Source organism: Micromonospora sp. NPDC047793, assembly GCF_040642635.1.
In the GTDB taxonomy this organism is placed as follows: domain Bacteria; phylum Actinomycetota; class Actinomycetes; order Mycobacteriales; family Micromonosporaceae; genus Micromonospora.
Genome location: NZ_JBEYSG010000003.1, coordinates 357,769 through 380,123, shown reverse-complemented (window position 1 = coordinate 380,123; position 22,355 = coordinate 357,769). Strand labels below are relative to the sequence as shown.

Below are 22,355 nucleotides of genomic sequence, written 5' to 3'. Positions count from 1 at the left end.
CGTGGCCGGCCGGCCACGGTGCCGGGTGACGTCGGGTCAGCCGCCGTTGACCGGGCGGAACCGGTTGACGGAGTGCCGGGCTCGTGCCGCGCGGTTGGTGACCGGCCCGACGGCGTCGAACATCACCCGACCCAGGGTCGCGTGGGCGCGTACCGCCGGGTGGGTGCCGCCGTAGTTGTCCAGGTCGCCGAGGGAGTCGGCGAAGAAGGCGTAGGTCAGCGTCGGCGCGCCGGTCGCGTCGAACATGATGCCGGCCTCGTGCCGGGCCGCGCCGCTCTCGTCGTAGTCCGCACCGTACTTGGTGGCCACCCGGCTGCGTTCCGCCGAGGACATGTCGCGACGGATCCCGTCGTGGTAGCCGTTCACCCAGCGCAGGATGCCCAGCAGGAAGTCGCACGACCGGGTCGACAGCAGGGTCTTGGTGGCCAGCCGCCACAGCAGGTCGTGGGTCTCGCGCGGGGTGGTGACGCCGAGGAAGAAGCGGTTCGGGTTGGCCACCGGCTCGACCCGGGTGTGCGTGAAGCCCTTGGCGGCGAGGATCTCGTTGATCTCCAGTGCCGGCACCACCCGCCCGCACATCCGCACCGACGTGTTGTCGGAGACGAGCAGCATGGCGGTGAGGAAGTTCGCCACGGTGATCTCGTCACCCCAGACGGTGTGCAGGAAGTAGATGCCGCTGCCACCGAGGATGATGTCGCCGGTCAGATCGAGCCGCTGGCCGAGCGCCAGCTCACCCCGGTCGATCTTGTCCATCACCGCCACCGCGACGGCCAGCTTCTGCACGCTGTACCCGTGCGTCACCCGATCGACGTCGTCGGCCACCACGGTCCGCAGCGCACCGGAGTCGTCCACCATCGCCACGTGCGAACGCCACTCACCGCCCGCCCGCGCCTTCTGCTGCCGATAGGTACGCCGGATCAGCGCCTGCGCGGCATCGTGACCGGACGGTGCCGCACCGCCCGACGTACCGGGCGCGGCGGCAGCGCCGCCCGGTGTCGCCACCAGGGCCGCCGCAGCGGCCCCGATCCCGATCGCGGCCCGACGGCTCATCTGCTCGGCCATTGCCACTCCTCTGGTCCGGCGTGCGACCGGCGGGATACCGGCACCGGACACACCCTGCCATACCCGCCCATCTATCGCCGCCCCCTCCTCCAGAGTGGAGCGGATCGGTCGCCGCGAGCCGGCGGGGCTCACCCGACTCGGACGGCCTCGTCGCCGTCGACCGGGAACGCCGTCGCCGTCGGGGTGAGGTACCTCCGCAGGGTGTGCGCGTCCGGGGCGGTGGCGGTCCAGAGGGTGGCCGGGCCGCCGGCCAGTGGCAACCGGGCGACCGTGCCCATGACCGCCGGGGGTACGGACGGCTCGGACGGGTCGACCACGAGCAGCGAGCCGGTGGCGGGTGCGCCGCCGAGCACCGCCGGTCCGGCCCAGCCGGGTGTGTCCGGCCCGACCGCCAGCGACTGCCGCAGCAGGGGCCGGCCCCCGACGTCGACCCGGGTGACGACCTCGGCGTTGCCGGGTGCCTCCTGGTACCGACCGCAGATCAGTTCGTCCCGCCAGCGCAGGGTGCCGCCCTCGGCGACGTCCACCTGGGCGTCGGCCACGTGCGCACAACCCGCCGCCGCGACCAGTTGCTCCGGCAGCCAGTGCAGCGTGGCGTCGGCGGCGACGGTCACCCGGACCAGCATCCGGGAGACCGCGCCGGGGCGGCCGGGCAGGGCGATCGAGGCGGCCACGGTGCGGACGCGGACCACCGCACCGGGGCCCAACTCGACGTCCAGCCGCAGGTCGTCGCCGGCGAGCGGACCGGCCGCACCGCCGACGACGTACACCGTGACGCCACCGTCCGACGCCGGCACCTGGCGCAGCAGCAGCGGGCTCTCCCCGCGCAGCTCCGCCGGCACGGTGCGCCCGTGCCGGTCGGCCCTGGCCACGAGCCGGGCGGTGGCCCGCATCAGGCCTGCCCGGCGGGTACCGGGTGGTCGGCGTGCGCGGTCGCGGCCCGGTGGTGGGCCAACTCGTGCCGGATCCACCCGGCGACCCGGGTGGCCAGCGGATCCTCGGTGATGGACTGGAACACCGTCGGCAGGCTGCCCCGGCGGGCCCGCGCGTCACGGTCCATCACCGACAGGTCGGCGCCGACCATCGGGGCCAGGTCCGTCTTGTTGATCACCAGGAGGTCGGCGGCGGTCACGCCGGGGCCACCCTTGCGCGGCACCTTGTCCCCGCCGGCCACGTCGACCACGAAGATCTGCCGGTCCACCAGACCTCGGCTGAAGGTGGCGGTCAGGTTGTCCCCGCCGCTCTCCACCAGCACGAGGTCCAGCGGGCCCAGCGCCTCGGCCAACTCGTCGACCGCGTCGAGGTTGGCACCGATGTCGTCACGGATGGCGGTGTGCGGGCAGCAGCCGGTCTCCACGGCCCGGATCCGGTCCGGGTCGAGTACCCCGGCCCGCTTGAGGAAGTCGGCGTCCTCGGTGGTGTAGATGTCGTTGGTCACCACCGCCAGCCGCAACTCGTCGGCGAAGGCCCGGCACAGCGCGGCGACCAGCGCCGTCTTGCCGGAGCCGACCGGACCGCCGATGCCGACCCGGAGCGCCCGCGACGCGGCGGGCAGCGGGGCGTGCGGGTCTACTCCGGGTTCCGGGTGGGTGTGGGGAACGGACTCGTCGTGCTCGGTCTCAGGACGCAAAGAGACGCACCTCCCAGGTGGCGTGGACTTCGGCATGGATGTCGGCGAGCGGAGCGGCGGCGGCCGGCAGTCGCTCCGGTGGTTCCTCGGCGGCCCGCGCCGCCCGCGCCGCGGTGGCGTCGCAGGCGACCGCGAGCCGCACCAGCAGGGCCTGCACCCGGTAGGGATCGAGGCCGAGCAGACGTACGGCGGCGCTTGCCGAACCGGTCACCGTCGCGTGGGCGGCGACCGTGGCGACCTGCGCCGGGTCCAGACCGGCCGCGGCGCCGACCAACCCCAGCACCAGCGGCTGGTGCGGGCCGGGCGGCCTGGCGGGCAGGTCGTCGAAGGTGTCACCGGGCCAGATCTCCCGCCCGGCCCGCAGCAGCGCCCGGCCCTGGCGACGGGACACCGCCCGTTGGGCCGGCGACGCGGTCCGGGCGTCCAGTTCGGCGTCGAGCCGCGCCAGCAGGTCCCGGCGTCCGGCCGACCGGGCGGCCCGACGGGACGCCGCCGCGAACGCCGCCGCGACCAGCCCGGCGGTGGCCAGCCGCCCGCGCAGGTACTCCCCCAACGTGGCCAGGTCGGTCACCCGCCCGGCCGCGACAGCCGCCTCCAGCCCCGACGAGTGGGCGTGCGCCCCCGCTGGGAACCGCCCGTCGGCGAGCAGCAGGAGCATGGTCGGCGCGCTCATCAGAACAGGAAGTAGCGCTGGGCCATCGGCAACTCGGTCACCGGGTCGGGTTCGACCACCTCGCCGTCGATGCGGACGGTGAAGGTGTCCGGGTCCACCTCGATGCGCGGCAGCGCACCGTTTTCCGGCAGGTCGGTCTTGCCGCGCTGCCGTACGTCGGCGACCGGCACCACCCGGCGACGCACGTCCAGGCGCAGCCCGGCGTCGAGCGCGGCGGGTGCCACGAACGCCAGGCTGGTGGCGGCGGCCGCGACGCCGTACGCGCCGAACATGGGGCGGGGCAGCATCGGCTGCGGCGTCGGGATCGAGGCGTTCGCGTCCCCCATCTGGGCGTACGCGATGAACCCGCCCTTGATCACCAGGTGCGGTCGGACGCCGAAGAACGCCGGTTCCCAGAGCACCAGGTCGGCGAGCTTGCCCGGCTCGACCGAGCCGATCTCGTGGTCGAGTCCGTTGGCCATGGCCGCGCAGATGGTGTACTTCGCCACGTACCGCCGGGCCCGGTGGTTGTCGGCGGCACCGTCACCGGGCAACGCCCCCACCCGCGCCTTCATCACGTGCGCGCTCTGCCAGGTCCGCAGCACGACCTCGCCGACCCGGCCCATCGCCTGCGAGTCCGAGCCGATGATCGAGATCGCGCCCAGGTCGTGCAGCAGGTCCTCGGCGGCCATCGTGGACGGTCGGATCCGGCTCTCGGCGAACGCCAGGTCCTCCGGCACCGCCGGGTTGAGGTGGTGGCAGACCATCAGCATGTCGAGGTGTTCGGCCAGGGTGTTGCGGGTGTACGGACGGGTCGGGTTGGTCGACGAGGGCAGCACGTTCGGTTCCCCGGCGACGGTGATGATGTCCGGCGCGTGCCCGCCCCCGGCCCCCTCGGTGTGGTACGAGTGGATCGCCCGGCCGCCGATCGCCCGCAGGGTGTCCGCGACGAACCCGGCCTCGTTGAGGGTGTCGGTGTGGATGGAGACCTGCACGCCCGAGGCGTCCGCCACCCGCAGGCACGCGTCGATCGCGGCCGGGGTGGTGCCCCAGTCCTCGTGCAGCTTGAAGCCGCCGGCACCGGCCCGCAGTTGTTCCCAGAGCGCCTCGGCGGAGACCGTGTTGCCCTTGCCGAGCAGCAGCACGTTGACCGGGAACGCGTCCAGCGCCTCGTGCATCCGGGCCAGGTGCCAGGCGTTCGGCGTGACGGTGGTGGCCCGGGTCCCCTCGGCCGGTCCGGTGCCGCCGCCGACCAGGGTGGTGACCCCACCGGCCAGCGCCTCGGTGACGATCTGCGGGCAGATGAAGTGCACGTGGGTGTCGACCGCCCCGGCGGTGAGGATCCGGCCGTTGCCGGCGATCACCTCGGTCGCCGGTCCGATCACCAGCTCCGGGTGCACACCGTCCATGGTGTCCGGGTTGCCCGCCCGGCCCAGCGCGACGATCCGCCCGTCGCGGATCCCCACGTCCGCCTTGACCACGCCCCAGTGGTCGAGGACCACCGCGCCGGTGATGACGGTGTCCAGGGCCCCCTCGGCCCGGGTGGCCCGGGACTGCCCCATCGACTCGCGGATCACCTTGCCGCCGCCGAAGACCGCCTCGTCGCCGCCGGCACAGTGGTCGTGCTCCACCTCGATCAGCAGGTTCGTGTCGGCCAGCCGGATCCGGTCGCCCGTACTCGGCCCGTAGAGCGCCACGTAGCGCTCCCGCTCCACCATGCTCATGCCGTCGCTCCGCTCCGCTGCGCGCCGTCGTCGGGCACCGCCGTCGTCGGGGCCGGGTCCAGCGGGCCGGCGCACTCGCCGCGCAGGCCGGGGACGATCCGCGTGCCGCGCAGCGGCACCAGGTCCACGGTGCGGCTCACGCCCGGTTCGAACCGCACGGACGTGCCGGCCGGTACGGCGAGACGCTGCCCCCAGGCGGCGGACCGGTCGAAGTCCAGGGCCGGGTTGGCCTCGGCGAAGTGGTAGTGCGACCCGACCTGCACCGGCCGGTCACCGGTGTTCACCACGAGCAGCGTGGTCACCGGACGTCCGGCGTTGATCTCCACCGGCCGCGCCGCCGGCAGGATCTCCCCGGGGATCACGGGATCGGGTGGTGCACCGTCACCAGCTTGGTGCCGTCCGGGAACGTCGCCTCCACCTGCACCTCCCTCAGCAGCTCGGGGATGCCGTCCTGCACGTCGTCCCGGCTCAGGACGGTGCGGCCGGAGGCCATCAGGTCGACCACGGACGCCCCGTCGCGGGCACCTTCGAGGAGGAAGGCGGTGAGCACCGCGACGGCTTCCGGGTAGTTGAGACGCAGGCCGCGCTCGCGGCGGCGTCGGGCGACGTCCGCCGCCACGTGGACGAGCAGGCGGTCCTGCTCGTGAGGGGTGAGATACACGGGGTGCTCCCGGTGGGTTCCGCGCCCCGGACACCGTCGGCCCGGCGCCTCGACGCGCCGACCGCCGGTCGGGGTTCGCCCGCCGGTCCCGACCGCCACGTGCGCGGGGCCCGGGGTTTCCACCTCCCCGGTCCGCGTGACGGACCACCGGCGGTGTCGGGTCGGATGCGGACCGCACCGCCCACCGCTGAGCAGACCGTAAGGGATCACGCGGGCAGCGGGCAACACCCCGCGTGAGCGTGGTCATAACGGGTGGACGCTGCCCCGTCACGGGCTGCTAGCCTCGGCGGCAGGTCAAGAGCGTCAGCGTCAAGCCCCGGCTCGCTGGCCGGCAACCCTCGTCCGCGCAGGGGTGCCCCGGGTGAGGACCAGGCATCGGAGCGATCTCCGGTGCAAGCGTGGCCTGGTGTCCCAGGTCATCACGACCTCGAGGAGAGCCATGGCGTACCCCGATCGACCGGTTGCCTGCCGGCACCTGACCCGGCGTCGACACGTCGACATGATGCGGGTGTGCAGCGCCGCGTGTAGCTGACCGCGTCGCCACCCGGCCGTCGACCCCACCCGGTCGGACGACCACCCCGTTCGTTCCCATCCTTCGCGGTCCGTCCCACGGCGGACCGTCGGTGTGGCACGTGCGTGCCCGCCGCCGCTCATCAGGAGACACCTGTGCGATTCCTTCCTGCCCTCACCCGGGCCGCCGCCGTCGGCGTCACCGCCGTGCTCGCCGCCGTCACCCTCACCGCCTGCGGCGCGGACGGTGACCCCGCCGAGAACCCGTACAACCTGCTCCAGCCGGGGGTGCTGCGGGCCGGCACGCTGACCGACGCACCGCCGAACGTGTACCTCAAGGACGGCGAGTTCACCGGGTTCGACAACGACCTGCTGGTCGCCGCCGCCGACAAGCTCGGGCTGCGGGTCGAGTTCGTCGGCACCGACTTCTCCGGTCTGCTCGCCCAGGTCAACAACCGCAAGTTCGACGTCGGCAGTTCCTCGATCACGATCACCGAGGCGCGGAAGAAGACGGTCGACTTCGGCAACGGCTACGACTTCGGATACTTCGGCCTCGACGTGCCCGCCGGTTCGACGCTGGCGAGCTTCGACGAGCTGTCGGGCAAGCGGGTGGTCGTCGTGCAGGGCACCGTCCAGGACGACTACGCCACCGGGCGTGGCCTCGACCCGGTGCGGGTGCCGGACTACAACGGCGCGATCAACCAGCTCAAGGCGGGCACCGCCGACGCCTGGATCGCCCCGGCCGAGATCGGCGAGAAGACCGCCGCCGACAGCGGCGGCAGGATCACGGTCGCGGCGAAGGAACTCAGCCCGGCACCCACCGCGTACGCGGTCGCCAAGGGCAACGACACGCTGCGCGAGGCGCTGAACCGGGCCCTGGACGAGGTCATCGCCGACGGCACCTGGACCCGCCTCCAGGAGCAGTACTACCCGGGCCGGCCGATCCCGGCCGACTTCACCCCGGGCAGCGGCGAGGTGTCGGCGCCGGCCGCCTCCTGAGGTAGGACGACGAGCGAGTAGGGCGGAGGTCGACCGTGGATCCGTTGCGCACCCTGTGGGAGACGTTCTTCGACTGGGAGTCGATGCGCGAGGCGCTGCCCGACATGATCACCGTCGGGTTGCCGAACACGCTGATCCTGGCGGTCACCGCCGCCCTGCTCGGCTCCGCCATGGGCATCGTGCTGGCCGTCGCGGGCATCTCGCGTACCCGCTGGTTGCGGTGGCCGGCCCGGGTCTACACCGACGTGTTCCGCGGTCTGCCGGCGGCGGCGACGATCCTGCTGATCGGGGTCGGTCTGGCGCCGTTGGGCATGCAGGTGTGGGGACCCAACCCGTACCCGCTGGGCATCCTGGCGCTGTCGCTGATCGCGTCGGCGTACATCGGGGAGATCTTCCGCTCCGGCATCCAGTCGGTGGAGGCCACCCAGGTGGAGGCCGCCCGCGCGCTCGGTTTCTCCTGGTGGGAGGCGATGCGGGTGGTGGTGATCCCGCAGGGTGTCCGGCGGGTCCTGCCGGCCTGGGTCAACCAGCTCATCGCCCTGATCAAGGACTCCAGCCTGGTCTACTTCCTCGGTCTGCTGGCCAGCCAGCGGGAGCTGTTCCGGATCGGGCAGGACTACGCGGCCAACACCGGCAACCAGTCGGCGCTGCTGCTCGCCGGGCTCGTCTATCTGACCCTGACCGTGCCGCTGACGCACGTCGTCAACTGGATCGACCGGCGGCTGCGGCACGGCCGCCCGGCGACCGGACCGGCCGGTGACGACCCCGACGACCTCGACCTGGCGCTGCCCGGCGCCGCCGGAGGCAACCAACGATGAGCACCTCGGTCAGTCTGAGCCTGCGCGACGTACACCTGGCCTTCGGCCGTCACCAGGTGCTGCGCGGGGTGGACCTGGACGTCGCACGCGGCGCGACCGCCTGCGTGATCGGCCCGTCCGGGTCCGGTAAGTCGACGCTCCTGCGGACCGTCAACCGGCTCCTCGAACCGGACAAGGGCGACGTGCTGCTGGACGGGCGCAGCGTGCTGCGCGACGACCCGGACGCCCTGCGGCAGCGGGTCGGCATGGTGTTCCAGCAGTTCAACCTCTTCCCGCACATGAGCGTGCTGCGCAACATCACCGTCGCGTTGCGGCGCATCCGCAAGCTCGGCGAGGACGAGGCGGTGGCGGTGGCGCGTACCCACCTGGACCGGGTGGGGCTGGCGGCGAAGGCCGACGCCCGGCCGGCGCACCTCTCCGGCGGGCAGCAGCAGCGGGTGGCCATCGCCCGGGCGCTGGCCATGCAGCCGCAGGTGATGCTCTTCGACGAGGCCACCTCGGCGCTCGACCCGGAGCTGGTCAAGGGCGTGCTGTCGCTGATGGCGGACCTCTCGTCGCAGGGCATGACCATGGTGGTGGTGACCCACGAGATGGGTTTCGCGCGCGAGGTCGCCGACACCGTCGCGTTCATGGACGCCGGAGTGGTGCTGGAGGCCGGCGAGCCGGCCACGATCTTCGAGTCGGCCGAGCACCCGCGCCTGCGCCGCTTCCTGTCCCAGGTGCTGTAGCGCGCGGGGTCGGATGTAAGGAGGGGACCCCTGCTATGCACGAGGCGTTAGCAGGGGTCCCCTCCTTACACCTCAGACCGGGGTGTCGCGCCGCCGGAACGCGCCCACTCCGACGGCCAGCAGCACGGCCGCCACGGCGGTGAGCACCACCAGGGGCAGCACCCTGAGGTCGGCGGCGGGCACCGACGGCACGTGCGTGAAGGGCGACAGGTTCAGCGCCGCCTGCGGCAGCTCCAGCACCGCGCCCAACTGTCCGAGCAGCAGGAAGGCGATCAGCACCGCCCAGCTCAACGCCACCGACCAGCGGGGCACCGCGCCGAACAGGGCGGTCACCACCCCGACGAGCACCAGCAGGGCGGGCAACCGCAGCAGCGCCGCCCCGCCCAGCTCGACCGTCCAGCCGACCGCGTCACCGGCCGCCAGGCCGTACCCGAGCCCGGTGGTGAGACCGGCCAGCAGCACCAGCAGCGCCGCGCCGAGCACCGCGCCGCACACCTGCGTGCCGAGCCACCGGGTCCGGCTCACCGCCGTGGCCAGCAGCGCCTCCAGGATGCCGTCGGACTCGTCGTTGCGGGTACGCAGCAGGGCCTGCACGACGTACGCGCCGATGGTCAGCGCGTACAGGCCGAGGATCGCGGCCAGGTACGCGTCGACGAGTTCCGCCCCGCCGCCGAGCTGGGCGATCACGTCGGCCGCCGCCGGGTTCTCGGCGATCATCGCGTCGACCTCGTGACCGGCCACCCCCATGGAGAGGCCGAGCACCACCACCGCCACCGCCCAGCCGGCCAGTGCGCCGCGCTGCAACCGCCAGGTCAGGCCGACCGGTCCGAGCAGCCCCGAGCCCGCTCGGGCCGGTCCACGCCGCGCGGCCAGCAGACCCGCGCCGACGTCCCGGCGCTCGGTCAGCAGGTAGGCCAGCGCGACACCGGCCACCAGCAGGGCCACCGGCAGTGCGAGCACCCACCATCGTTCGGCGCCGAAGGCGCGTACCTGGGTGCCCCAGCCCAACGGCGAGAGCCAGGTCGGCCAGGCGCTGTCCAGCCGCGTACCGTCGCTGCCGCGCTCGCCCAGCACGTCACCGGCGGCGCGCAGCAGGAACGCGACGCCCACGGTGGCCGCGGCGAGCGCGTTGGCGCCCCGGGAACTGACCGAGAGCTGGGCGGTGACGGCCGCGAGGCCGGTGAAGGCGACGCCGACCCCGCCGATCGCGGCGGCGGCGGCCACCGCACCCACGACCGGCAGCCCGGCCCCGACGAAGGCCAGGGCGAGCAGCGCGGCGGAGGCCAGGTTCGCGCCGACGACCACCACCAGGGCGGCGGTGAGCAGGGCGTACCGGCCGACGACGGTGGCGCCGAGCAGTTCGGCGCGCCCGGTCTCCTCGTTCTGCCGGGTGTGCCGGACCACGGCGAACGTGCTCAGCAGCGCGGCGAGCAGGGTGAGGGTGAGGTACGTCTCGGCGACCACCACCGCGCCGAGGTCGGCGCTCGCGATCGGACCGTTGAAGGCACGGGCGACCACACTGGACAGGGCGGTCTCGGCGTACCCGAGGCGGGTCTGCTCGTCGGGGTAGAGACCGGCGACGCTCTCGGCCAGCCCGTAGCCGATCAGCGGGGTGCCGAGGACCCAGACCGCCAGGCGGATCCGGTCCCGACGCAGCGCGAGGCGGGCGAGTCGCCCGGTGCCGGTGAAGGCGCTCATCGGGTACCTCCGGCGGTGGTCTCCCGCTCGACGTCGCCGGCCTGCCGTCCCGCGTCGGTGCTGCCGCCGTAGTGCCGCAGGAACAGCTCCTCCAGGGTGGGCGGCGTGCTGGTCAGGGCACGGACCTCGAACCGGACCAGGTGGCCGAGGAGGGTGTCCAGGTGCGCCGGCTCCACTTCCAGCTTGACCCGGCCGTCGACCGGACGGACCTCGTGGACGCCGGGCAGCTCCGCCAGCCCGGTCAGCGGCCGTGCGGTCTCGACGGTCACCGTGGTACGCGCCAGGTGGCGCAGCTCGGCGAGGCTGCCGGACTCCACGGTGCGCCCGTCCCGGATGATGCTGACCCGGTCGCAGAGCGCCTCCACCTCGGCGAGCACGTGGCTGGAGAGCAGCACGCTCGCTCCGGCCCGGGTGAGCGTGCGGACCTCCTCCTGGAACACCGCCTCCATCAGCGGGTCCAGACCGGACGTGGGTTCGTCCAGGACGTACAGCTCCACGCCGGAGGCGAAGGCGGCGACGATGGCGACCTTCTGCCGGTTGCCCTTGGAGTAGGTGCGGCACTTCTTCGTCGGGTCCAGTTCGAAGCGTCGCAGCAGCTCGTCGCGGCGGCGTTCGTCGAGACCGCCGCGCAACGCGCCGAAGAGGTCGATCGCCTCCCCGCCGGTGAGGTTGGGCCAGAGGTTGACGTCACCGGGTACGTACGCCAGCCGCCGGTGCAGCGCGACCGCGTCCCGCCACGGGTCGCCGTCGAGGACGCGTACCTGTCCGGAGTCGCGGCGCAGCAGGCCGAGAACGATCCGGATGGTGGTGGACTTGCCCGCGCCGTTGGGTCCCAGGAAGCCGTGCACCTCCCCCGGTTCCACCGTCAGGTCGAGTCCGTCCAGGGCACGTACACCACCGAAGGTCTTGACGAGGTTCTCGATCGAGATCACGGACATGGGTGCCTCCTGTCGCTCGGTGTACCGACCACCCCTCACTGTACTGACCGATGGTAAGTGGATTCCCGCAGCGCCCGTCCAGCGGTCAGGGACCGCTACGCTGAACGCCATGAGCTGGGAGGAAGTCGACGACACGCGCAGCAGGATCCTGCGTACGGCGTTGCAGATGTTCACCGAGCAGGGCTACCAACGCACCTCGCTGCGCCAGATCGCCGAACGCCTGCGACTGACCAAGGCGGCGATCCTCTATCACTTCCCCAGCAAGGCACACCTGCTCACCGACCTCGCCGAGCCGTTCGTGCGGGACCTGGAGGAGCTGCTCGACCGGGCCGAGGCCCTACCGGCGGGACAGGCCCGGTGGTCGCTCCTGGAGGGCTGGGTGGACGTCATGCTCGCCCACCGGCACTCGCTGGGCATGCTCTACCACGACCTGGCGCTGGTCGATCGTGGCACGGACTACCAGCGGCTGATGCGGATCGCGATGCGCGCCAACGAGATCGTGGCCGGGCCGAACCCGGCTGTGCGGGAGCGGGTCCGGGCGGTACAGGCGCTCGCGATGTGCGGCGATCCGGTCCTCTTCCTCACCGACGTACCCGAGCGTGCGCTGCGCGAGGACATGCTCGACGGCGTCCGCCGACTGCTGGAGGACTCCCCGCTGGCCGCTCCGCCGACCACCGGCACCGGCGCGGACGGTTCGACCGCCCCGGCAGCCGGCCCGCGCCCGCGAGGCGGCCGACGGCGGCCGGGGCGACCGCGTGCGATGAGCCCCGACCAGGTGTCGGCGGCCCGCCGGATGCACCTGGCGGGCACCCACTCGGCCGACGAGATCGCCGCCGAGTTCGGGGTGTCCCGAGCCACCGTCTACCGCCATCTCGAATCTCATAGTGATACTGCGACTATTCTGAGCCAGTTCTGAGACCCCCCCTCCGCACCCCACACACCCCCGCGTTGATCAAGAAGTTTGGTCGTACCGGGGTCGGCGTGTCGCGACCAAACTTCTTGATCAACCACAGCAGGCGGGCACGCCGGCGGGGGTCAGCGGATGAGGTTGAGGTTGGTGTAGGTGCGGTTGTGGGCCGGGAAGTCCTCGTCGGTGTACGGCGCATGGATCCAGGTGCGCAGTGAGTTGGCGGCCGTGTCGATCTCCACCAGTCGGACCGGGTTGGTCCGTGGCGAGTGGAACGTCTGCAGGAACGAGTGGATCCGGTTGCCGTGCAGCCCGGTGTCCACCCGCGACGCCGCGGTGCCGGTGTGTCCGGAGAAGACGAACCGGATGTTGGCGTACCGACGGATCAGGTTGTCGAAGACGTACTGCGGGCTCGTCGACCCGAAGCCGGCGCTCTGGCCGATGGTGGCGTCGCTCTCCAGGAAGTGATGGGTCACCACGATCACGTTGTGCCGGGGGTGGGCCGCGACGACCTGTTGCGCCCAGGCGACCGCCGCCCTCCGGGGCCACAGTTCCAGGGTCAGCACCAGCCACTGCACCCCACCGGCACGGTAGGTGGCGAACGCGTTGTCCACCTTGCCCGACTCGAAGCGGCCTCCGACCACCCCGAAGCGGTCGGCGGTGAAGTACCGGTTGAAGGTGGTGGTGTCGCGCAGCAACGGCCCGGCCGGGCTGCGCAGCACGCCGTCGGGACCGAAGACCTGGGTGTCGTGGTTGCCGACCGCCAGCGTGTACGGCAGGCCGACCGCCTCCAGTGGACGCAGGGCGGCACTGGCGCGGGCGTACTGCACGTGGTCGGGGGTGTCGTAGTTGACCACGTCCCCGGAGTGGGTGACGAAGCGCAGGTCCAGGGCGGTGCGTTGGGCCACCAGCCAGTCGATGCGCTGCCGCATCCGGGTGTCGCCCGAGGTCAGCACCTCCTCCTGGGTGTCCGGCACCACCGCGAAGCCGAACGTGGTGTCGACCGGCCCGGCCTCCTCCGTCCGGGCGTACGCCACGTGCACGTTGCGGTCGCAGGCGGCGGTGTAGCGGTCGTTGACCAGCTCGATGCGGACGGAGTGCCGCCCGTACGCCAGCGGCGCGCCGACCAGGTAGCTGCCGTAGTCGGTGGCACTGGTGACGGTCACCTCGCCGACGGGCTGGCCGCCCACGCTCACCCGGACGACCGGCCAGCCGTCGCACTCGTCGCCGATCGCGCCGATCACCAGTTGGCCGGAGCCCTGCAGCACGGTGGTGGCGTGACTGCTGTTGCGCCACAGGGTGGCGTGGGTGCCCGACGGGGGCACGGGCGTGCCGGTCGCCGGGTTGATCGACCCGTTGACCACCGTGAACGGTGACGGCTCCGCCGCGTTCGCCGTGCCCGCGAGCACGCCGGCCGACAACACGACCACGATCGCCACGATGGCCCGCGTGATCCGCATGTTTGCCCCTCCCTGTACCACACCGGCACCTGCCGGACATCGGGATGCTAAGGCAGACCGACCGGACATCCCGGGAACGCGTCACCAACACGCAGTGATGGCGTGTCCACGAAACGTGATGGAAACCCGTCTGGTCCGCCGCCGTCCGGTCAGTCCACGTCGACCCAGTCGAGCGTGCGGCGTACCGCCTTCTGCCAGCCGGCGTAGCCCTCCGCCCGCTGTCGCGGCGACCAGGTCGGCTGCCAGCGCCGGCTCTCGTTCCAGTTCGCCCGCAGCTCGCCGGTGTCCCGCCAGAAGCCGACCGCCAGCCCGGCGGCGTACGCGGCACCGAGGGCGGTGGTCTCGGCGACCACCGGCCGGCTCACCGGCACCCCGAGGACGTCCGCCTGCAACTGCATGCACAGGTCGTTGACGGTGACGCCGCCGTCGACCTTCAGGCACTCCAGGGCCACGCCCGAGTCCTGGGCCATCGCCTCGGCCACGTCCCGGCTCTGGTAGCAGATGGCCTCCAACGTGGCCCGCGCGATGTGGGCGTCGGTGTTGTAGCGGGACAGCCCGACGATGGCGCCGCGCGCGTCGGACCGCCAGTACGGGGCGAAGAGGCCGGAGAAGGCGGGTACGAAGTACACCCCGCCGTTGTCGGAGACCTGGCGGGCCAGGTCCTCGCTCTGCCCCGCACTGTTGATGATCTTGAGTTGGTCACGCAGCCACTGCACGGCCGACCCGGTGACCGCGATCGAGCCCTCCAACGCGTAGACCGGGTCCGCCCCGGCGAACTGGTAGCACACGGTGGTGAGCAGGCCGGCCTTTGACCGGACCAGTTCCGTACCGGTGTTGAGCAGCATGAAGTTGCCCGTGCCGTAGGTGTTCTTCGCCTCGCCTGGCGCGAAGCAGACCTGCCCGACGGTGGCCGCCTGCTGGTCCCCCAGGTCGCCGGTGATCCGCACCGGGCCGCCGAAGGGACCGTCGGGGCGGGTGCTGCCGTAGGCGTGCGGGTCGGACGAGGGGCGGATGGCGGGCAGCATGACCCGGGGGATGTCGAAGAACGACAGCAGCTCGTCGTCCCAGTCCAGCGTCTCCAGGTCCATCAGCATGGTCCGGCTGGCGTTGGTGGGGTCGGTGACGTGCACGCCGCCGTCGGGACCGCCGGTGAGGTGCCAGAGCAGCCAGGTGTCGGTGTTACCGAAGACCGCCTCGCCGCGTTCGGCGGCGGCCCGTACCCCGTCGACGTTCTCCAGGATCCACTGGATCTTGCCTGCGGAGAAATAGGTCGCCGGGGGCAGGCCCGCCCGCCTGCGGATCACGTCGCCCCGCCCGTCGCGCTCCAGCGCCGCGGCGATCCGGTCGGTGCGGGTGTCCTGCCAGACGATGGCGTTGTAGTACGGCTGGCCGGTGCGCGGGTTCCACACCACCGTCGTCTCCCGCTGGTTGGTGACGCCGAGCGCCGCGAGGTCGGAGGCGGCGATGCCGTGCGTGTTCAGGGCGGTACGCACGACGGTCCGGGTCCGCTCCCAGATCTCCAGCGGATTGTGCTCCACCCACCCGGCGCACGGCAGGATCTGCTGGTGTTCGAGCTGGTGACGGCCGATCTCGTTACCGCCGTGGTCGAAGATCATGAAGCGGGTGCTGGTGGTGCCCTGGTCCACGGCACCGACGAAGTCAGCCATGCGGGGGTCTCCTGCTCGTCGTGGTCGTCGGGCCGATCCTTCCCGATGTCGACCCCGATGTCCGCAGCAGGACGACGCCGAGCTGCACGCTCGTGCCCCTCGGCCGGCGGCCTCCGCCGCGCTGCCGACCACAGGTCGCGGTACGGTCTGGTTCCGTCCGGTCGCCCACCGCGCCACCACCACCGGCGGCGCCGACCGGGACAGGGAGCACGCCGATGCGGTACGACCTTCGCGACCGGACGATCCTGATCACCGGAGCGGCCCGGGGCATCGGCGCGGAGCTGGCCCGGCGCGCCGCCGCCCGGGGCGCCCGCGTCGCACTGGTCGGTCTGGAGCCGGCGCTGCTGCGGCAGCTCGCCGTCGAGCTGGACGGCCACTGGTACGAGGCGGACGTGACCGACCAGTCCGCGTTGGACGACGCCGTCACCTCCACCGTCGAGCGGTTCGGCGGCATCGACGTGGTGGTGGCCAACGCCGGCATCGCGAACCTCGGGACGGTCGCGCTGGGTCCGGTCGACGCGCTCGCGCGCACCATCGAGGTCAACCTCACCGGCGTGGTGCGTACCGTCAGCGCGGCCCTGCCGCAGGTGCTCGCCGCCCGGGGGCACGTGCTGATCGTCTCCTCGGCGGCGGCCTTCGGCGCGATGCCCGGGATGGCCGCGTACTGCGCGTCGAAGGCGGGCGCGGAGCAGTTCGGCAACGTCCTGCGCCTGGAGAACCATCGACACGGCCTCACCGTGGGCACCGCCCACCCCATCTGGATCGACACCGACATGGTCCGCGACCTGCGCGACGATCTCGCCTCGTTCCGGGAGGCCCAACGCCGGCTGCCCTGGCCGCTGAACACCGTGGTGAGCGTCGAGCGGTGCGCCGAGGAGCTGCTGCGCGGCATCGAGCGCCGCCGCCGCAAGGTGTACGTGCCGCGCTCGATCGGGCTGGTCCAGGCGATGCGGCCGATCGCGCAGAGCCGGCTGGCCGACGCGGTGATCACCCGCTTCGGGGGTACGACCATGGTCACGCAGATGGAGGACGAGGTACGCCTGCTGGGGCGATCCTTCGGGCGCACCTCGGTGGAGGGGGGCGGCTCGTGACGCTGCGTTTCCGGCGGGCCGGGACCGGGGAGCCGTTGCTGCTCGTGCACGGCATCGGGCACCGCCACCAGGCGTGGGACCCGGTCTTCGACCGGCTCGCCGCGCATCACGACGTGATCGCGATCGACCTGCCCGGCTTCGGCGAGTCCCCGGTGCCGCCGACCGGGATGCCCACCGACATGGCGGCCATCATCGCGACCATCCGGCCGGTCCTCGCCGACTGGGGGCTGGACCGGCCGCACGTCGCCGGGTACAGCCTCGGCGGCGCGATCGGCCTGGAGCTGGCCGTGTCCGGGCTGGCCGCCTCGGTCACCGCGCTCTCCCCCGCCGGGTTCTTCACCGACGCCGAACGCCGTCGGGCGCTGCGCGCCCTGAGCTGGATGCGGGTCACCAGCCACCTGCCCACGCCGCTGATCCGGGCCGCACTGCGTTCGCCGGGCCTGCGCGCGTGGAGTCTCGGCCCGCTGGTGGCCCGTCCGGCGGCGCTGGACGCCGAGCGGGCTCTGGCCGACGCGCTCGCCCTGCGCCGGTGTGCCGGTTTCGGCACCGTCGCCCGTGCCGCGCGGGGCTACCGGGTCGACTGCGGCGCGCTCGGGGCGTGCGCGGCACCGGTCACCATCGGCTGGGGTGACCGAGATCGCATCTTCGGCGTCCATCAGGCCGAACGGGCCCGCGCCGAGCTGCCGGGCGCCCGCGTGCAGACCCTCTCCGGCTGCGGTCACGTGCCGATGAGCGACGATCCCGAGGCGGTCGCCACGCTGATCCTGGAGACCACCGGTGCGCTGCCCCGCCCGGCCGACCGTTCGGCCCCGGCGGGCTGATCGGGCCGACGCTCCCGCCCGGTGCGGTGCCGTCGGACGGAGGTTCGGTGCCGTGGGAACGGCGATCAGTGCCGGCGGGACAGGGTTCAGTGCCGGCGGAACAGGCAGAACTCGTTTCCCTCCGGATCCGTCAGCACGGTCCAGCGCGGCAGTGTGTGCCGCACGGTGGCCCCGGCGGCCACCACCGCCGCCAGTTCGTCGTCCTCGGCGACCAGGTCCAGGTGGATCCGGCCGACCGGCGGCAGGTCCCCAGCGGGTGCGATCCAGATCTCCGGTCCGCTTTCGGCCGCGTCGCGCAGCAGCACCGACTCGGTCGGCCCGAGGGTACGGTCGGCGAGCTTGATCCGGTCCTCGGCCGCCACCGGAAGGCCGGTGACCTGGCTCCAGAACGGGGCCATCAGGTAAGGATCACGGCAATGGATGACGATCGCGGCGAGCTGCGGCATTCGATCATGCTAGTCGGGCCCCGAGCAGCACCCGGACCGCGATACTTGCTGCTTGGCAAGAGTCGCAGATACCTGGGGACGACGTAACCTGCCTGCATGAGCAACCTCGCCCAACCGGACGCCGGTGGCACCGGCGGCCCGATGTCGGGGGTCGGCGAGGAGACCTGCCTGTTGTCCGAGTCGTTCACCGCACAGACGGTGACGCCGTTGCGGCACCTGCTCGCCGCGCGGATCGCCGCCGCCGGACTCACCGGCGACCTGGCCGAGGATCTCGTCCTGGCCGTGCACGAGTTGGTCACCAACGCCGTGCTGCACGGCGGCGGGCAGGGTCGTCTGGACCTGATCCGCCGGGCCGACCTGCTCGTCTGCGAGGTCTCCGACCACGGGGACGAACCCGACGCCGACCTGACGGTGCATCTGCCGGCGACCACCACCGCCGGTGGACGGGGCCTCTGGCTGGCCCACCAGCTCACCGGAGCGCTGACCCTCACCCGTCGGCCCGACGGCATGACCGCCACCGTCACCGCCAGCCTGACCGACCAGCCGACCGTGCTGCCGGGGCCACCCCCCGGCGGTCCGCCCGGCGGCGGCGAGGGGCTGCCGCGCCGGTAGGCGCGGCAGCCGGTACCCGCGTCAGCCCTTGTGCTTCTGCTGGCAGGGCACGCAGAAGCGGGCGTGCGGCAGGATCTCCAGGCGCTCCTGAGGGATCGTGGTGCCGCACTTCTCGCAGCTGCCGTAGCTGCCGTTGGCGAGACGGCGCAGCGCTCCGGTGATCTGCTCCAGGCTCTGCCGGGTGGCGGCGATCAGCGCGCCGTTGGTGAGCGCCTCCGCCGGGTCGCCGGTGTCGGCCGTCAGCTCGGTCAGGCGGGCCGTCTGCGCCTCGAACTCGTGGGTCAACGTCGCTCGGAGTTCGGTGCGCCACTGCGGGTCGTACGTATTCGTGCTCATGCCGTCACTCCGCTCCGCTGCGTGCCGCCATGAGACCTCACCGCACTGCACCTGATGATTCGCTCGCCCTGCTCGCTCATGCCGTCACTCCGCTCCGCTGCGTGCCGCCATGAGACCTCACCGCACTGCACCTGATGATTCGCTCGCCCTGCTCGCTCATGCTGAGCTTCCTTCCTCGGAAAATAGAAAAGGGCCGAAGCTGTCCGCTTCGCCCCTGGCCGTCGTGTCTGTGCGACGGGATGCCGGGGGGCCTCGACCGGCGGGACGCGGCTGGCCGTGACCGGCCCGCGCGGACACCCACGCCGGTCGCGTCGCGGCGCACCGACCCAGCGCAGCCGCCAGCGGCACCGCCGTGGCGACGGCGGCGCGGTCCAGCAGCGCGGTGGGATGCATCGCACCACCATAGGTGGGGTGGCACCGGAATCCAATGGCAAATGCCGGCGGTCCCAGCATCAGACCCGCCCGTATGCGTACCAAAGCCGCTAAGGTGACAGATACCGCAGCTTGACCGGCACGTCCGCCGCGCCGTGGGGCGGTCGCCGTCTGCTGCCGCCGGTCCGCAGGAGGTGGTGGGATGTCCGAGGCGGTGCACCACTTCTTCGCCGGTCTCGCGCGCGACGGCGGTCGCATGCTGCGCCAGGTCTGCGGCACGGTCCGTTTCGACCTGCGCTACCCCGACCACGTCGACCACTGGCTGGTCCGCATCGACCACGGGCGGGTGACGGTCTCCCGGGGCGAGGCGGCCCCCGCGGACACGGTGATCGGCACCGACGAGGCGCTGTTCCTGCGGATGGCGCACGGCGAGGTCAAGCCGCTGCCTGCCTGGCTGCGCAACGACTTCACCGCGGACGGCGAGTTCCGGCTCGTGATCATGCTTGAGCGGATCTTCGCCCCGCCACCGGGCGCCCGGCACCCCCGGGAGGTAGCCGGAGGCGGCGGCCCGGCCCGGGATCGGGCCTGACGTGAAGAAGCTGGTCCGCATCCTCGACGGCAACGTCTTCGCGCTCAGCGAGGACAACGGCGACATGGCGTTCAGCCCCACCAACCCGAGCGGTTTCTTCGCCTTCGACACCCGGTTCCTGTCGACCTGGCGGCTGAGCCTGGACGGCGAGGAGTTGCACCCGCTGGCCGTGCACGACCCCAGCTACTACGAGATCAGGTTCTTCCTGGTCCCCGGCCATCCCACCCACTACGTGGACGCCAAGGTGTCGGTGATCCGGGACCGGTGGATCTCGGGCTATGGCTTCGTCGAGCAGTTGACCGTACTCAACCACACCGGCGAGCCGGTCGACCACGTCCTGCGCGTCGAGGTGGACAGCGACTTCGCCCCGATCTACAACGTGGTCTGGCCGCGTGCCTCGACGTTGCGCGGCTACCGCGAGGTCTCCGCCGACCGTCTGCGGCTGGGATACCGGCGGGAGAGGTTCCACCGGCTCACCGACGTCTCCTCCTCCGAACCCGCCGAGATCGACGAGCGCGGGCTGACATTCCGGATCCGGGTCGAGCGGCAGGGCAGGTGGAGCACGAGGCTCCAGGTGGACGGCCTGGTCCCCAGCCCCAACGGCGAGGACATCCGGACCCGGCTCGGCCACCACGGGCACCAGAAGGGGGCGCGGCTACACCACGACCTGAGCGAGTGGCTGGCCGACGCACCCCAGCTCACCTGCGACTGGGAGCCGATGGCCACCACCTACCGGCGCGGGCTGGTCGACCTGGCGGGTCTGCGGTACACCCCGCTGGCCACACCGAACGAGTCCATGCCGGCTGCCGGACTGCCCTGGTCGGCGACGCTCATCGGCCGGGACAGCATCTTCACCTGCTTCCAGACGCTGCCCTTCGTGCCCCGCCTGGCCACCACCGCACTGCGTCTGTTCGCGCTCAACCAGGGCACGGTGCTCGACGACTTCCGGGACGAGGAGCCCGGAAAGATCCTCAACGAGTTCCGGTACGGCGAGCTGGCGGCCTTCGAGGAACGCCCGCAGTCGCCGTACTTCGGTGGGGCCGACGTCACGCCGCTCTTCGTCGTGCTGCTCGACGAGTACGAACGCTGGACCGGTGACGGTGCGCTGGTCCGCGAACTGGAGGACACCGCCCGGGCCGCGTTGCGCTGGATCGACGAGTACGGCGACGTACGCGGCGACGGGTACATCTGGTACCAGCCGCGCAACGACCGCAGCGGGGCGAAGAACCACTGCTGGAAGGACTCCCCGGAGGCGATCTGCTATCGCGACGGCCGGCTGCCCGGGCTGCCCCGCGCCACGTGCGAGTTGCAGGGGTACGCGTACGACGCGAAACGGCGTGGTGCCCGGCTGGCCCGCGAGTTCTGGGACGACCCGGCGTACGCCGACCGCCTGGAGCAACAGGCGGCGGAGCTCAAGCAGCGGTTCAACCGGGACTTCTGGATCGACGACGGCGGGTACTTCGCGCTGGCGCTGGGCCCCGACGGCGACCGGGTGGACGCGTTGGCGTCGAACATGGGGCACCTGCTGTGGAGCGGCATCGCCGACGACGACAAGGCCGCCGCCGTCGCCGACCACCTGCTCGGGCCCCGGCTCTTCTCCGGCTGGGGCGTACGCACGCTCGCCACCGAACAGGTCAGCTACAACCCGCTCGGCTACCACGTCGGCACCGTGTGGCCGTTCGACAACTCGTTGATCGCGATGGGGCTGCGCCGGTACGGCTTCCTGGCCGAGGCGGGCGTCATCGCGGAGAGCATCATCGACGCGGCGCAGCACTTCGCCGGGCGGGTACCGGAGTCGTTCGCCGGCTACGACCGGGCGCTGACCCGGTTCCCGGTGCCGTACCCGGCGGCGAACAGCCCGCAGGCCTCCGCCACCGGCGCGATCTTCCTGCTGCTGCGTACCCTGCTCGGCCTGGAACCGTACGGTGAGCACCTGGTGGTGCATCCGGCGATCCCCCAGCGGTTCGGCCGGATCGAGCTGCTCGACATCCCGGGTCGCTGGGGTCACAAGGACGCGATCGGCAACGCCCGCACGGGCGCGCCCTGAGCGGACGGGATCGGCGGCGGCGCAGGTGCGCAGCCGTCCGGCGGGTAACGTGCAGCGACATGACCGGCCTGCCGTACTCGCACTGCTCGTACTGTGGTGCCGCCTATCCGGCGGACGCCGGGTGGCCCCGGGTCTGCGCGGCCTGCGGCCAGACGGTCTGGCGCAACCCGCTGCCGGTGGCCGTGGCGCTGCTGCCGGTGCGGACCGCCGACGGCGTCGGCCTGGTCGTCGTGCGGCGGGACATCGAGCCGGCGCGCGGCCTGCTCGCGCTGCCCGGCGGCTTCGTCGAGTACGGCGAGGACTGGCGCGAGGCGTTGGTCCGGGAGTTGTGGGAGGAGACCTGGCTGCGCGCGGACGCGGCCGACGCCCGACTGGTCGCGGTGCACAGCGCACCGGCCGGCGGCACCATGATGATCTTCGGTGAGTTGCCGGCCCGCCGGGCCGAGGAGCTTCCCCCTTCGACGCCGACGGCGGAGGCCACCGAATGGCTGGTGCTGACCGAGCCGACCGAGCTGGCGTTCTCCACCCACACCCGGGTACTGGCCGACTTCTTCGCCGCCCGGCGCTGACGCCACCCACCTCCGCGT

The 22,355-nt window shown here is 72.4% G+C and carries 23 protein-coding genes and 1 riboswitch; of the genes, 10 read left to right on the top strand and 13 right to left on the bottom strand.

Features of this window, described 5'->3' with window-relative positions; genetic code table 11:
- Nucleotides 1–36: 36 nt before the first annotated feature.
- From ABZ738_RS09360 to ABZ738_RS09330, 7 genes are all read right to left on the bottom strand, one after another.
- On the bottom strand, nt 37–1,062 hold the full coding sequence (locus ABZ738_RS09360) for a serine hydrolase (RefSeq protein ID WP_131057512.1): 1,026 nt from the start codon (nt 1,060–1,062) through the stop codon (nt 37–39).
- A 128-nt stretch (nt 1,063–1,190) separates the two neighbouring features.
- Nucleotides 1,191–1,955, bottom strand: coding sequence for an urease accessory protein UreD (locus ABZ738_RS09355; RefSeq protein WP_131057514.1), 765 nt, complete (start codon nt 1,953–1,955; stop codon nt 1,191–1,193).
- A complete protein-coding gene (gene ureG, locus ABZ738_RS09350; protein WP_131057516.1) occupies nt 1,955–2,692 on the bottom strand; it encodes an urease accessory protein UreG in 738 nt (245 codons plus the stop codon). The genes ABZ738_RS09355 and ureG overlap by 1 nt, the downstream gene beginning before the upstream one ends.
- Nucleotides 2,682–3,365: an urease accessory UreF family protein gene (locus ABZ738_RS09345; RefSeq protein ID WP_176094275.1), complete on the bottom strand. Its 684-nt coding sequence runs from the start codon at nt 3,363–3,365 to the stop codon at nt 2,682–2,684. Before ABZ738_RS09345 ends, ureG begins: the two co-directional genes overlap by 11 nt.
- Nucleotides 3,365–5,068: an urease subunit alpha gene (locus ABZ738_RS09340; RefSeq protein WP_131057779.1), complete on the bottom strand. Its 1,704-nt coding sequence runs from the start codon at nt 5,066–5,068 to the stop codon at nt 3,365–3,367. Before ABZ738_RS09340 ends, ABZ738_RS09345 begins: the two co-directional genes overlap by 1 nt.
- The gene (locus ABZ738_RS09335) at nt 5,065–5,430 is read right to left on the bottom strand and encodes an urease subunit beta (protein WP_357212118.1); all 366 of its coding nucleotides are present in this window, start codon (nt 5,428–5,430) and stop codon (nt 5,065–5,067) included. Before ABZ738_RS09335 ends, ABZ738_RS09340 begins: the two co-directional genes overlap by 4 nt.
- Nucleotides 5,427–5,729, bottom strand: a complete 303-nt coding sequence (locus tag ABZ738_RS09330; RefSeq protein ID WP_131055129.1) for an urease subunit gamma — start codon at nt 5,727–5,729, stop codon at nt 5,427–5,429. Before ABZ738_RS09330 ends, ABZ738_RS09335 begins: the two co-directional genes overlap by 4 nt.
- Before the next feature lie 292 nt (nt 5,730–6,021).
- Nucleotides 6,022–6,134, top strand: a riboswitch (SAM riboswitch).
- 261 nt (nt 6,135–6,395) lie between these two features.
- On the opposite strand from ABZ738_RS09330, the gene ABZ738_RS09325 reads away from it, so the two are divergent.
- Genes ABZ738_RS09325 through ABZ738_RS09315 form a run of 3 tightly spaced genes read left to right on the top strand, consistent with a single transcriptional unit; the run spans nt 6,396 to nt 8,784 of the window.
- Nucleotides 6,396–7,238 carry an ABC transporter substrate-binding protein gene (locus ABZ738_RS09325; RefSeq protein ID WP_131055127.1) on the top strand — a complete coding sequence of 281 codons (843 nt, stop codon included), beginning with the start codon at nt 6,396–6,398 and terminating at the stop codon, nt 7,236–7,238.
- Nucleotides 7,239–7,273: 35 nt separating this feature from the next.
- Entirely contained in the window at nt 7,274–8,056 is a 783-nt protein-coding gene (locus ABZ738_RS09320; RefSeq protein ID WP_131055126.1) for an amino acid ABC transporter permease, read from the top strand.
- Nucleotides 8,053–8,784, top strand: a complete 732-nt coding sequence (locus ABZ738_RS09315) for an amino acid ABC transporter ATP-binding protein (protein ID WP_357212115.1) — start codon at nt 8,053–8,055, stop codon at nt 8,782–8,784. The genes ABZ738_RS09320 and ABZ738_RS09315 overlap by 4 nt, the downstream gene beginning before the upstream one ends.
- Nucleotides 8,785–8,856: 72 nt before the next feature.
- Here the strand turns inward: ABZ738_RS09315 and ABZ738_RS09310 are convergent, their stop codons facing one another.
- Both ABZ738_RS09310 and ABZ738_RS09305 read right to left on the bottom strand, forming a co-directional pair.
- On the bottom strand, nt 8,857–10,482 hold the full coding sequence (locus ABZ738_RS09310; protein WP_357212114.1) for an anibiotic ABC transporter: 1,626 nt from the start codon (nt 10,480–10,482) through the stop codon (nt 8,857–8,859).
- Complete coding sequence (locus tag ABZ738_RS09305; RefSeq protein ID WP_176094285.1) at nt 10,479–11,420, bottom strand: ABC transporter ATP-binding protein; 942 nt, start codon at nt 11,418–11,420, stop codon at nt 10,479–10,481. The genes ABZ738_RS09310 and ABZ738_RS09305 overlap by 4 nt, the downstream gene beginning before the upstream one ends.
- A 109-nt stretch (nt 11,421–11,529) precedes the next feature.
- On the opposite strand from ABZ738_RS09305, the gene ABZ738_RS09300 reads away from it, so the two are divergent.
- Nucleotides 11,530–12,336, top strand: a complete 807-nt coding sequence (locus ABZ738_RS09300; RefSeq protein ID WP_357212113.1) for a TetR family transcriptional regulator — start codon at nt 11,530–11,532, stop codon at nt 12,334–12,336.
- Between the two features lie 119 nt (nt 12,337–12,455).
- Here the strand turns inward: ABZ738_RS09300 and ABZ738_RS09295 are convergent, their stop codons facing one another.
- Together ABZ738_RS09295 and glpK are read right to left on the bottom strand one after the other, a co-directional pair.
- Nucleotides 12,456–13,787, bottom strand: coding sequence for a carbohydrate-binding domain-containing protein (locus ABZ738_RS09295; RefSeq protein WP_357212111.1), 1,332 nt, complete (start codon nt 13,785–13,787; stop codon nt 12,456–12,458).
- A gap of 149 nt (nt 13,788–13,936) precedes the next feature.
- Nucleotides 13,937–15,454: a glycerol kinase GlpK gene (glpK, locus tag ABZ738_RS09290; protein ID WP_131057081.1), complete on the bottom strand. Its 1,518-nt coding sequence runs from the start codon at nt 15,452–15,454 to the stop codon at nt 13,937–13,939.
- 215 nt (nt 15,455–15,669) lie between these two features.
- Here glpK and ABZ738_RS09285 point away from each other — a divergent pair, with 215 nt between their 5' ends.
- Together ABZ738_RS09285 and ABZ738_RS09280 are read left to right on the top strand one after the other, a co-directional pair.
- The gene (locus ABZ738_RS09285; RefSeq protein ID WP_176094287.1) at nt 15,670–16,545 is read left to right on the top strand and encodes an SDR family oxidoreductase; all 876 of its coding nucleotides are present in this window, start codon (nt 15,670–15,672) and stop codon (nt 16,543–16,545) included.
- A complete protein-coding gene (locus tag ABZ738_RS09280; RefSeq protein ID WP_176094288.1) occupies nt 16,542–17,366 on the top strand; it encodes an alpha/beta fold hydrolase in 825 nt (274 codons plus the stop codon). Before ABZ738_RS09285 ends, ABZ738_RS09280 begins: the two co-directional genes overlap by 4 nt.
- An 86-nt stretch (nt 17,367–17,452) precedes the next feature.
- Here ABZ738_RS09280 and ABZ738_RS09275 read toward each other — a convergent pair whose 3' ends face one another.
- Nucleotides 17,453–17,812 carry a VOC family protein gene (locus ABZ738_RS09275; protein WP_357212108.1) on the bottom strand — a complete coding sequence of 120 codons (360 nt, stop codon included), beginning with the start codon at nt 17,810–17,812 and terminating at the stop codon, nt 17,453–17,455.
- A 96-nt stretch (nt 17,813–17,908) separates the two neighbouring features.
- Between ABZ738_RS09275 and ABZ738_RS09270 the strand changes: the two genes are divergently transcribed.
- Nucleotides 17,909–18,424, top strand: coding sequence for an ATP-binding protein (locus ABZ738_RS09270; protein WP_176094290.1), 516 nt, complete (start codon nt 17,909–17,911; stop codon nt 18,422–18,424).
- Nucleotides 18,425–18,445: 21 nt separating this feature from the next.
- On the opposite strand, the gene ABZ738_RS09265 is transcribed toward ABZ738_RS09270, so the two are convergent.
- Nucleotides 18,446–18,760, bottom strand: a complete 315-nt coding sequence (locus ABZ738_RS09265) for a TraR/DksA C4-type zinc finger protein (RefSeq protein WP_131056570.1) — start codon at nt 18,758–18,760, stop codon at nt 18,446–18,448.
- A gap of 574 nt (nt 18,761–19,334) precedes the next feature.
- Here ABZ738_RS09265 and ABZ738_RS09260 point away from each other — a divergent pair.
- Genes ABZ738_RS09260 through ABZ738_RS09250 form a run of 3 tightly spaced genes read left to right on the top strand, consistent with a single transcriptional unit; the run spans nt 19,335 to nt 22,337 of the window.
- Nucleotides 19,335–19,721, top strand: coding sequence for an SCP2 sterol-binding domain-containing protein (locus ABZ738_RS09260; RefSeq protein WP_131056572.1), 387 nt, complete (start codon nt 19,335–19,337; stop codon nt 19,719–19,721).
- A 1-nt stretch (nt 19,722) separates the two neighbouring features.
- Entirely contained in the window at nt 19,723–21,768 is a 2,046-nt protein-coding gene (locus ABZ738_RS09255; RefSeq protein ID WP_357212106.1) for a glycogen debranching N-terminal domain-containing protein, read from the top strand.
- Nucleotides 21,769–21,827: 59 nt separating this feature from the next.
- Nucleotides 21,828–22,337: an NUDIX domain-containing protein gene (locus tag ABZ738_RS09250; RefSeq protein ID WP_357212104.1), complete on the top strand. Its 510-nt coding sequence runs from the start codon at nt 21,828–21,830 to the stop codon at nt 22,335–22,337.
- Nucleotides 22,338–22,355 lie beyond the last annotated feature (18 nt).

What these genes read in the sequence shown, in the direction of transcription:
- ABZ738_RS09360 (WP_131057512.1), bottom strand. Translation starts at nt 1,062, where the DNA reads ATGGCCGAGCAGATGAGCCGTCGGGCCGCGATCGGGATCGGGGCCGCT.
- ABZ738_RS09355 (WP_131057514.1), bottom strand. Translation starts at nt 1,955, where the DNA reads ATGCGGGCCACCGCCCGGCTCGTGGCCAGGGCCGACCGGCACGGGCGC.
- ABZ738_RS09345 (WP_176094275.1), bottom strand. Translation starts at nt 3,365, where the DNA reads ATGAGCGCGCCGACCATGCTCCTGCTGCTCGCCGACGGGCGGTTCCCA.
- ABZ738_RS09340 (WP_131057779.1), bottom strand. Translation starts at nt 5,068, where the DNA reads ATGAGCATGGTGGAGCGGGAGCGCTACGTGGCGCTCTACGGGCCGAGT.
- ABZ738_RS09315 (WP_357212115.1), top strand. Translation starts at nt 8,053, where the DNA reads ATGAGCACCTCGGTCAGTCTGAGCCTGCGCGACGTACACCTGGCCTTC.
- ABZ738_RS09310 (WP_357212114.1), bottom strand. Translation starts at nt 10,482, where the DNA reads ATGAGCGCCTTCACCGGCACCGGGCGACTCGCCCGCCTCGCGCTGCGT.
- ABZ738_RS09305 (WP_176094285.1), bottom strand. Translation starts at nt 11,420, where the DNA reads ATGTCCGTGATCTCGATCGAGAACCTCGTCAAGACCTTCGGTGGTGTA.
- ABZ738_RS09300 (WP_357212113.1), top strand. Translation starts at nt 11,530, where the DNA reads ATGAGCTGGGAGGAAGTCGACGACACGCGCAGCAGGATCCTGCGTACG.
- ABZ738_RS09295 (WP_357212111.1), bottom strand. Translation starts at nt 13,787, where the DNA reads ATGCGGATCACGCGGGCCATCGTGGCGATCGTGGTCGTGTTGTCGGCC.
- glpK (WP_131057081.1), bottom strand. Translation starts at nt 15,454, where the DNA reads ATGGCTGACTTCGTCGGTGCCGTGGACCAGGGCACCACCAGCACCCGC.
- ABZ738_RS09285 (WP_176094287.1), top strand. Translation starts at nt 15,670, where the DNA reads ATGCGGTACGACCTTCGCGACCGGACGATCCTGATCACCGGAGCGGCC.
- ABZ738_RS09275 (WP_357212108.1), bottom strand. Translation starts at nt 17,812, where the DNA reads ATGCCGCAGCTCGCCGCGATCGTCATCCATTGCCGTGATCCTTACCTG.
- ABZ738_RS09270 (WP_176094290.1), top strand. Translation starts at nt 17,909, where the DNA reads ATGAGCAACCTCGCCCAACCGGACGCCGGTGGCACCGGCGGCCCGATG.
- ABZ738_RS09265 (WP_131056570.1), bottom strand. Translation starts at nt 18,760, where the DNA reads ATGAGCACGAATACGTACGACCCGCAGTGGCGCACCGAACTCCGAGCG.
- ABZ738_RS09260 (WP_131056572.1), top strand. Translation starts at nt 19,335, where the DNA reads ATGTCCGAGGCGGTGCACCACTTCTTCGCCGGTCTCGCGCGCGACGGC.
- ABZ738_RS09250 (WP_357212104.1), top strand. Translation starts at nt 21,828, where the DNA reads ATGACCGGCCTGCCGTACTCGCACTGCTCGTACTGTGGTGCCGCCTAT.